This window comes from Mycobacterium sp. E1715, assembly GCF_001667625.1.
GTDB lineage: Bacteria > Actinomycetota > Actinomycetes > Mycobacteriales > Mycobacteriaceae > Mycobacterium.
Genome location: NZ_LZJJ01000361.1, coordinates 1 through 9194 on the forward strand (window position 1 = coordinate 1; position 9194 = coordinate 9194).

7 protein-coding genes and 3 pseudogenes are annotated in these 9194 nt (G+C 67.7%); 6 read left to right on the top strand and 4 right to left on the bottom strand.

The features are described 5' to 3' along the window. Positions 1 to 236: pseudogene (locus A9X03_RS28610) on the top strand (SMP-30/gluconolactonase/LRE family protein); the annotation flags it as partial. On the opposite strand, the pseudogene A9X03_RS17985 reads toward A9X03_RS28610, so the two are convergent. Continuing rightward, positions 169 to 876 (bottom strand): annotated as a pseudogene (locus tag A9X03_RS17985) (SMP-30/gluconolactonase/LRE family protein); the annotation flags it as partial. The pseudogenes A9X03_RS28610 and A9X03_RS17985 sit on opposite strands and share 68 nt — an antisense overlap. A gap of 64 nt (positions 877 to 940) precedes the next feature. Further along, positions 941 to 1417: a polyketide cyclase gene (locus A9X03_RS17990; protein WP_067755485.1), complete on the bottom strand. Its 477-nt coding sequence runs from the start codon at positions 1415 to 1417 to the stop codon at positions 941 to 943. A 133-nt stretch (positions 1418 to 1550) separates the two neighbouring features. Here A9X03_RS17990 and A9X03_RS17995 point away from each other — a divergent pair, with 133 nt between their 5' ends. The 4 genes from A9X03_RS17995 (at position 1551) to A9X03_RS18010 (ending at position 5392) form a co-directional block, all read left to right on the top strand. Then, positions 1551 to 2432, top strand: coding sequence for an acyl-CoA thioesterase (locus A9X03_RS17995; RefSeq protein WP_369827113.1), 882 nt, complete (start codon positions 1551 to 1553; stop codon positions 2430 to 2432). 15 nt (positions 2433 to 2447) lie between these two features. Further along, positions 2448 to 3368 (top strand): LLM class F420-dependent oxidoreductase, encoded by a 921-nt coding sequence (locus A9X03_RS18000; RefSeq protein WP_067783294.1) that lies wholly within the window; start codon positions 2448 to 2450, stop codon positions 3366 to 3368. Next, positions 3368 to 4543, top strand: a complete 1176-nt coding sequence (locus A9X03_RS18005) for an acyl-CoA dehydrogenase family protein (protein ID WP_067783297.1) — start codon at positions 3368 to 3370, stop codon at positions 4541 to 4543. Before A9X03_RS18000 ends, A9X03_RS18005 begins: the two co-directional genes overlap by 1 nt. Positions 4544 to 4663: 120 nt before the next feature. Continuing rightward, positions 4664 to 5392 (top strand): ZIP family metal transporter, encoded by a 729-nt coding sequence (locus A9X03_RS18010; protein WP_067783300.1) that lies wholly within the window; start codon positions 4664 to 4666, stop codon positions 5390 to 5392. 81 nt (positions 5393 to 5473) lie between these two features. Here the strand turns inward: A9X03_RS18010 and mdlC are convergent, their stop codons facing one another. After that, a complete protein-coding gene (gene mdlC / locus A9X03_RS18015; RefSeq protein WP_068262233.1) occupies positions 5474 to 7075 on the bottom strand; it encodes a benzoylformate decarboxylase in 1602 nt (533 codons plus the stop codon). A gap of 370 nt (positions 7076 to 7445) precedes the next feature. Here mdlC and A9X03_RS18020 point away from each other — a divergent pair, with 370 nt between their 5' ends. Beyond that, positions 7446 to 8864 carry a helix-turn-helix transcriptional regulator gene (locus A9X03_RS18020; RefSeq protein WP_197499124.1) on the top strand — a complete coding sequence of 473 codons (1419 nt, stop codon included), beginning with the start codon at positions 7446 to 7448 and terminating at the stop codon, positions 8862 to 8864. Positions 8865 to 8907: 43 nt separating this feature from the next. On the opposite strand, the pseudogene A9X03_RS30375 reads toward A9X03_RS18020, so the two are convergent. Next, positions 8908 to 9194: pseudogene (locus tag A9X03_RS30375) on the bottom strand (hypothetical protein); the annotation flags it as partial.

The following is a 9194-nucleotide window of genomic DNA, read 5'->3' on the forward strand; positions in this document are numbered from 1 at the left end:
GCGGCGCCGTCACCGACCGCATCGACATGGGTGAGCGCGTCGCCATCGCCTGCGCTCTCGGCGGCCCCGAGCGCCGGACGCTGTTCCTGTTGTCCAGCACGGACGCCTATCCCCAGCGCCTGGTCGGGACCCGGCTGTCCCGGCTGGACGCCGTCACCGTGACCACCCCCGGCGCTCGGGGCCGCCGAGAGCGCAGGCGATGGCGACGCGCTCACCCATGTCGATGCGGTCGGTGACGGCGCCGCCCTCGATGATCCGCTCGAATTGGTGGGCCAGCGTCATCGACGCCCACACCGCGCCGTCGGCGTCGAGCGCGATGCCGTCGGGCGGACCGTCGAGGCCCTCGGCGAAAACGCGGCGGTCGGCCAGCCCGCCGTCCTCATCGATCGTGAACGCGGTCAGCCGCCGGCCGATCGACTCGGCGACGATCAGGGTCCGGCGATCGGGCGTGATCACCATGCCGTTGGGAAAGTCGAGTTCTTCGGCGACGACGCGGGCGCTGTCGTCCGGGTCCAGCCGGATGATGCAACCGCCGCGCAGCGCCTGGCACCCGATGTAGGCCCGGCCCGCGTCGTCGATGACCATGTCGCCGAGGTTGGCCGGCGCCAGGTCGGCGAGATCGGCGATGACGTCGACCGTCTCACCGTCGTAGCGGAGCACCCTGCGGTCTTCGGCCGAGACGATCAGCAGCGATCCGTCGGGCCGGAAACCCAGTCCCGAAGGCGAGTGCCCGGGCAGCGGCAGCGTGGTCACCGACCCACCCATGGTCGAGGTGTGCACGGCCTCGCCCAGCATGTCGGAGAACCACAGCAGCCCCTCGAACCAGCGCGGGCCCTCGCCGAAGCAGAAGCTGTTGGCCAGCGGTTCGGGAATCATCCGCGCACCCCCTCCACCGCTTTACAAAACACCGCCAAAGTGTCATGCACCGCGGGTATCGGTGTCAATCTCGCGACTTGGCGAGTTCGCCCGCGACGGCCTCGTGGTACGCGTCGATCTTCGCGGGATTGACCTGCTGAAAGAGCTGATCCGGCAGCGGGGCGTGCTTGAAAGCCTCGATCGTCATCGTCCGCGAGAACAGCGTGACGTCCTGGCCCGGCCTGGTGAACCGGTACGCCACCGTGATGCGGCCCTCCATTCCGCCGTTCCCGTCCCGGTCGTGCCCCAGTCGCCCGATCGAGGTGAACACGAAGAGCGTCGGGCGCACGGCGGCCGCCAGTTGCCAGGTGAAGATCCGGTCACTGTCCGGTCCCGCCTCCTCCCAGGTGTCGCCGACCCGCAGCGGGAGCTCCGGGAGGCCGCCGATGTGCGCGCTGCCGGGATAGGTTTTGGTCCAGTTCTCCGGATTCGTGACAAAGTCGTAGACGGTCTCGGCGGACTGGGTGAATGCGGTCTCCGAGGTGCTGGTCACGATGCCCAATTGCGTTGCCTCCGTGTGTTTTCCGTCGGTGCGTCGACGCGTCGTGCCGCGGCCTAATTAGCCAAGCTTTACAAATCCTACTCAAAGTGTCACGCTGAGCCCAAAGCTGCTAGCGCGAGAGGTGGAGCGGGACTTGACCACGGATTCTGAGCAGACTGAGTGGACGGTGCAGGGCCTGCTGGATCTGTTCGACGTGCAGGCCGACGGGCAGGACCGGTTCACCGGCGACACCGGTATAGCCGGCGGCGACGAACGGCAGGTGGTGGAAGGCACCCAGGTGCTCGCCCAGGCGATTGTCGCGGTTGCCAAGCGATTCCCGGACAAGTCGGTGCGCTCGGCGCACGCGGTGTTCTCCCGCGCCGTGACCGTCGGTCCGCCCATCGAGCTCGTCCTCGACGTCGTCGCCGAGGGCCGGTCCACCGCCACCGCGGTTGTCGCCGTGCAGCAGAACGGGCGGCGCTGCCTGAGCATCACGGCGCTGGCCGACGTCCCGACCGGCGACGTCATCCGCCATCACCTGCCGCGCCCCGACGTGACCGGGCCCGCCGGCGCCAACCCCTCGCCCATGCCGATGGTCGGGCGCGAACTGCGCCTGGTCGACGTCGTCGACGTCAACAGCCCCGACGAGGTCGGGCCCCCGGAACTGCACGCGTGGCTGCACTACGACCCGATTCCGGAACGGGACGACCTGGCCAAGGCGCTGCTCGCCTACTTCACCGGCCACCTGGGCATCTCCACCACAATGCGGGCGCACCCGGGCATCGGCACCGCGCAGGCCCACCTGACGGTGTCCACCGCCCCGATGAGCATCTCGGTGGCGTTCCACGAACCGGTCCGCTGGGACGGCTGGCTGCTCTACACCCACGAGAGCACCCAGGTCGGCGCGGGAATGTCCTACGTGCGTGGCACGGTGCATTCCGAGGAGGGCGAGCTGCTGTGCTCCTTCGCCCAAGAGGCGCTGATCAGGCCGCTGCGCACCAGCGACACGGCGATCGACTCCCGCGCACGGTTCTAGCGGCTGGTCCCGGTCATGCGCTTCACCATCACCCACCCGATGCACAGCCACCCGTACAACCCGGAGCTGGTGAGCGGCGACGGCATCGGCAAGGTGGCCGCCGCCACCGAAGCGGCCGGCATCCACGGGTTCGGCTTCACCGATCACCCGGCGCCGTCGCAGCGGTGGCTGGAGGCCGGCGGACACGACGCGCTCGATCCCTTCGTCGCGCTGGGTTTCGCGGCCGCCACCACGAACACGCTGCGGCTGATCCCCAACATCGTGGTGCTGCCGTATCGAAATCCGTTCGTGGTGGCCAAGTCTGGCGCCACGCTGGATCTGCTCTCCGGCGGCCGGTTCACGCTCGCGGTCGGTGTGGGGTACCTCAAGCGGGAGTTCGCCGCGCTCGGCGTGAGCTACGACGAGCGGGCCGAGCTGTTCGAGGAAGCGTTGCAGCTGATCCGGGCGGTCTGGACCGGAGACGACATCACCTACGAGGGAAGGCATTTCAGTGCCCGCGGGATCACCGCGCACCCCCGGCCGGTCAGCGACCCGCATCCGCCGATCTGGATCGGGGGCAACACGTCGTCGGCACGCCAGCGCGTGGCGCAGTACGGTGACGGCTGGTGCCCGTTTCCGGCGCCGCCCCAACTGGCCCAGACTGCGGGAACCGCCGTCATCGACTCGGCGGCACGCCTGCGCGAGGGCATCGAGGACCTGCGGCGGCGCTGCGATGCCGCGGGCCGGGACTGGTCGGCGATCGACATCACCTTCACCAACTTCGAGGGTGGCAGCATCACCGACGACGACTTCAACGCGGACGCCTACCTCGACGGTTTGGACAAGCTGGCGAAGCTGGGCGTGACGTGGGTCAGCGTCCACCTGCCCGGTGACAGCATGGCCCATGCCCTCGAGACCCTCGACCGCTTCCGCACCCTGGTGATCGACGCGGCCTGATGGACTTCTCCCGCGTCGAACTCTCACCCGAGGACCAGAGCTTCCGTGACGAAACCCGGGCGTTCATCGCGAAGCATGTCACCGACGAGGTGCTCCATCGTCAGCTGGAGTTCGGCGAAAACTTCGACGAGCACGTGCATTTGGCGCTGGGCGAGGCAGGCTACCTGGAATCGGACTGGAAGCTGGAGTCCGAGGGCGGGTTCAGCCCGGTCCGCCGGCGCATTTTCCAGCTCGAGATCGCCCGGGCCCACACGCCGTGGTATCACTGGGGCACCACATCCGTGGTCGCGCGGCTGGTGCGCCAATTCGGGGCGCCGGAGCTCGCCGACCAGGTGGTGCCCGGTGTGCTCGCCGGCGAGATCCGGCTCTGCCTGGGCTACACCGAGCCCGAAGGCGGCTCCGACGTCGCGACTTGCAAGACCCGCGCCGCGCGCGACGGCGACGGCTGGATCATCAACGGCTCCAAGATGTTCACGTCGAACGCCCAGAACGCCCGGTACGTCTTCCTGCTCACCAACACCGACCCGCAGGGGCGCAAACACAGGAACCTCACCATGTTTCTGGTGCCGCTGGACTCGCCCGGGATCGAGATCCAGGGCATCCGCACCCTGGACGGTGACCGCACCAACATCGTCTACTACAGCGACGTCCGCGTCGACGATCGCTACCGCATCGGCGAGGTGAACGGCGGTTGGACGGTGATGCGCGCGGCACTGGACTCCGAGCACGGGATCGTGGACCCGGAAGACCATGGCCTGCAATACATTGCCGCGATGTCGGCGCACGGCGACCTGATGGCCGAAGTCGTCGACACCGTCGTGGCGGTCGCCGCTCAACCCGGCCCCGACGGCCGGCGGCCGCTGGATGACGACTCGGTGAAATACCGGCTCGGGCGCGACGTCGCCCGGATGGAGGCGGCGCTGAGCGCCCCCGGGATGTTCGGGCGGGTCGCAATCGCGCAGACGATGCGCGACGTCACGCCGGACCTGATGGACATCCTCGGGACAGCGTCGGCGTTGCCCACCGAAACTGCGGGCTCGGCCACCGACGGTGCGGCAGAACATCTTTACCGGCTGGCGCTGCCGCTGGGGATCTACGGCGGCACCCTGGAAGTCTTCCGCAACATGATCGCCCAGCACGAGCTCAAGCTGGGACGCCCCAGCTACGGCGGCTAGCTCAGAAGCGCTTCGCTAGCGGCACTTTCGCGGCCCCGACTCGCGGGTGCGCCGGGTCGCCGATCGCCGGGTGTCGCGCTACCTTTTCACCGGTACCGGTCGCAGAGAGGTGGGCCCGCAGTGGTTGTTCTCGTGGCCCTCGGCTCGTTCATCACCACGCTGCTGGGTGGTTATGCGGCGTTGCGGATCGGTTCCTACCGCTATCTGGTGCTGGGGTTGGCGGCGGGGTTGATGCTCGGCGCGGTCGGCTTCGACCTGCTGCCGGAAGCGTTGAGCCGGCAGTACTGGGTCCTCTTCGGCATACCGGCTCCGCTGCTCACGTTCGTCCTCGGCTTTCTGGTCCTGCACGTCATCGAACACACGGTGGGCATCCATCGCGGTGACGGATCGGAGGATGCCGGTGAGCCGGATGCGCCCGGCGTCGGGATCCTCGCCGCGTCGGGTCTGATCGGCCACAGCGTCATGGACGGATTCGCCATCGGCGCCGCATTCCAGGCGGGAGCGGCCGCGGGCGCGGTGGTGGCGGTCGCGGTGATCGGCCACGACTTCGCCGACGGCTTCAACACCTACACCGTCACATCGCTCTACGGCAACGACCGGCGGAGGGCCCTGACCCTGCTCGGCGCCGACGCCGTGGCACCGGTGGCCGGGGCGGCTCTCACGCTGGCGGTGACGATTCCCCATCGCCTGCTCGAGGTGTATCTCGGGTTTTTCGCGGGCTTTTTGATGTATTTGGCCAGCGCCGACATCCTGCCGAGGGCACATGCCGGCCATCGCAGCGCGGCGACCCTGGCATGCACACTCGGCGGGGTGCTGTTCATGCTGGCGATCGTCGGGCTGGCGAGCTAGCCGGTTTCACGCCAAAGGCATTCGGCTCCAATCTATTCGGAGGACCTTGCCGCCGACCCGCGCCCGCGGGTCGCCGTGATGTCAGCCTTCGACCGGAGTCGTACGCGCGTTGATGAGGGTGGGGCGGCGCCGGTCAGCGATAGCGCTTTTCACCAGTTCGGTGACCTCGTCCGTGGTGTGGGCTTCATAGGCGTCGACGCCGTAGCTGGCCGCCGTTGCGACGACGTCGAGCCCGGGTATGTCGAGCCCGGGTACCCCCGGCGTCTTCTCCCATCCGCCGAATTCTTTGACCACACCGTATTCGGCGTTGGAGGCCACCACGATGGTCACCGGGATCTGGTACTGCACAGCGGTCCAGAGCGAGGTAATCGCGTATTGCATCGAACCGTCGCCCATCAACGCGACGACGGGACGGTCGGGAGCGGCTAGTTGAGCACCGACGGATGCGGGTAGCCCGAAGCCCAGGCCGCCGCCCGCCGACGATAGGTGCGAGAACGGATTGCCGGGTCGAATGCTGTTCGTGATGGCGACTTCATTGCTGCCCGCCTCGCTGACCCACAACGTGTCCGGCGGCGCGCCTCGGCCCACGGCCGTCCATAGCGCTTCGGGTCGCAGCGGCGTTTGCGAATTTTCCAGGTCCGGGATCGGCGCACGGGCGGCTGGAGCCCGCCGCTGGGTGGGGTTGGTCGCCGCGAGCAGTGCTTCGGCCGCACTGGCGACGTCGGCCACGATCGCGTCCCCGACGGGGGCGCGCGCAGCCTCGTCCGGGTCATTGGTGATCTGAATCAGGCTCGCGCCCGCGGGGACATACGGTCCCGGTACCAACGGGTAGTACCGGAAGACGGGTGCGCCGATCACCAGGAGTAGGTCGTGTCCGGCCAGCATCTCGGAGATCCAGCCGGCACCGGGCGGCAGGATTCCTTGATACAGCGGGTGGTTCTCCGGAAATCCGCTCCACCCCGTAAGTGGTGCCGTCCAGACGGCCGACTGGGTGCGCTCCGCCAACGCGATCACCGCCGCCCACGCGCCATAGCGTTCGACGTCGCCGCCCACGATCAGTGCCGGCGATTTCGCGGACTCCAGTCGGCCGCCGATCCGCTCGGCGACGTCCTGGGAAAAGCCCGCGGTGTGGGTCACCGAGCGGTCGCGCACGGCGGCGACATCGGTGGCCTGCGTGTCATCGAATTGGACCGGCATGTCATCCATCGGCAGCGAGACGAATACCGGACCCATCGGCGGCGTGGTTGCCAGGTGGATTGCACGGGCCAACACGGCAGGGGCCTCGCTGGCGATCGCGGGTTCTGCCGCCCACTTCACGAATGGCTTCGGCACCAGAGCGGGCTCGACGTTCGTCAGCAGGCAGTACTGGTTCTGCATCGTGCGGCGCTGATTTCCGGCGGTCACGATCAGCGGAGTCTTGTTGATGAATGCGTTGTAGATCTGGCCCTGCGCGTTACCCATCCCGGGGGCGGTGTGCAGATTGACGAGCGCGGGTCGCCGGGTGATTTGTGCGTATGCATCGGCCATCCCGACCGGCACCATTTCCTGGAGCCCGAGCACATAGCGGAAGTCGTCTGGGAAGTCTTGCAACAGAGCCAATTCCGACGAGCCAGGATTGCCGAAGACGGTCGTCAAGCGATGCGCGCGCAGTAGGTCGAGGATCGCCTCACGAACGGTGGTCATGCTGCTGCCTCCAAAGCTCCACGAAGGGAGGACCCCCTACGCCCGGCCTACGTCGATGATGATTCGGGGTTGCCCGACGCGGAATCCTCAAGACCTGGTAGTCGTCGTGCATTCGTGGCCGTCTCAGCGAGCCGGTTCGGCATTCGCAGACAGGGCGCTTTTCACCCACAGCCGATACACTTTCGGACATGATTTACGCCCGGAGCCGGGGCGGGCGCGAAGTCATCAAGTCCGGTGTTATCGCCCCGCCGACCGGCCGGACTGACACGCGGCCACCGCTTCGTCGGCGAGCGCACTGATGCGCCCCGCGGACCCGATCTCGTTGTTTGGGCGAAGCGGTTCCCTACCGTCCGCGCTCCGCGGCGAGATGATGTTCACCTCGAAGTGTGGCAGCGACGCCGCTGCCGCCTTGACTGCGCTGGCCCGGGAGCGCGCGCCGCACGATGCGCGGGCAGCGCGCGAACTGTTTCTCGAGGCGCTATCGGCGGTGCTGTTCGCGGGCCGTCTCGCCGGCAGCGGCGGCGTGTTGGAAGTGGCGACGGCCGCGGCGGCCGCCCCTGCGGCCCGTCGACCGGAACGACCGGCAGACCTCCTGTTGGATGGGTTGACAGCCGTGGTCATCGGTGGCCCCCGAGCAGGTATCGGGCTGGTTCGAAGCGCGTTGGACGGATTCTGTGCCGCCGACGGACCAAGTGTCGAGGGCGGGACGCGGTGGCTGTGGCTTGCCTGCCACGGCGCCATCATCGCTTGGGACGATCGCGCGTGGTTGCACCTGCCGGCTCGGCAAGTCGAGCTCGCCCGCGCCGCGGAGGACCAACGCGTGTTGGCCGTGGCGTTGCACTCGCTGGCGGCGGCGCTCACTTGGAGTGGGGATTTCACAGCGGCCCGGCAGCTGATCACCGAGGCCGAATCGATCGCCGCTTCGACGGTCACCACGGTCTTTCCCTACGCGGCGCTTCCGCTTGCGGCCTGGCGGGGCGACCATGCCGAAACTGCTCGATTGGTGCAGCAGGGTAAGCACTATGCGGTGGCCCGCGGTGAGGGAATGGGTTTGGCGTCAATCGAATTGGCGACGGCGCTACTGTGCAACGGGCTGGGGCGTTACGAGCAGGCCTTGGTGGCGGCCCGACACGGGTGCGAGCACACCGAAGAACTGTGGACGACGTTCTTGCTGCCCGAGTTGATAGAGGCGGCAACGCGTTGTGGGCAAATCAACGATGCGCGTGCCGCTCTTGTCGCACTTGGAGAGAGCACGCAGACGGCTGGAACAGATTGGGCGCTAGGGACTTACGCATGCGCACATGCGCTGGTAAGCAGCGGCAGGTCCGCGGAACGGTTCTACCGCGAGGCGATCGAGCGGATGGACCACACAAATCTGCTCCCGGCCGCCACGCGTGCACGGCTTGTCTACGGGGAATGGCTGCGTCGGGAACGGCGGCCGCTAGACGCACGCAAGCAGCTAGGACCGGCTTATGAAACGTTCACGAAAAACGGAATGGATGCCTTTGCCAGGCGCGCGCGGCTTGAGCTTGAAGCGACAGGCGAACGAGTCCGGAGAAAGGCGGCCGTCCCGAAAGATTCAGCTCTGACTCCGCGTGAGGCGCAGATCGCCGTATTGGCCGCCGGCGGGGCCACCAACTCGGAGATCGGCGCCCAGCTGTTCATCAGTCCCAACACCGTCGCGTACCACTTGCGAAAGGTATTCATCAAACTGGACGTGACCGCACGGCGCCAACTCGCTGTCGGGACGATCAATCGAGCGTCATCGTGGCCGGTTGCCGACTGGTGATTGGCCGCAAGCACACCGAGACGTCGAGGCCCTCGATGACCGGTCATGGCCGTAACGGGATGGACTTTCGCGACGGCTGGAGACGGGTGGCGAGTACCGATACTCCGTCGCCGGTCAAATGCCTGAGCGCCCAGGGACGGCCGGCCAGCACCGAGGCAAGGTGACCGGCTTCGCCGGTGGCGGTCGGCCCAGCGCTGGGGCGTGACCATGTGGTGTCGGTGGCGATGAGGTTCAGGCCTCGTGCGCGCGCGGAGGCCGGGACGAATGGGTTCGGAATTCGCACCTCGGTGTCGAGAACGGCGGCCAGTATTGTTGGGGGAATAGTGGATT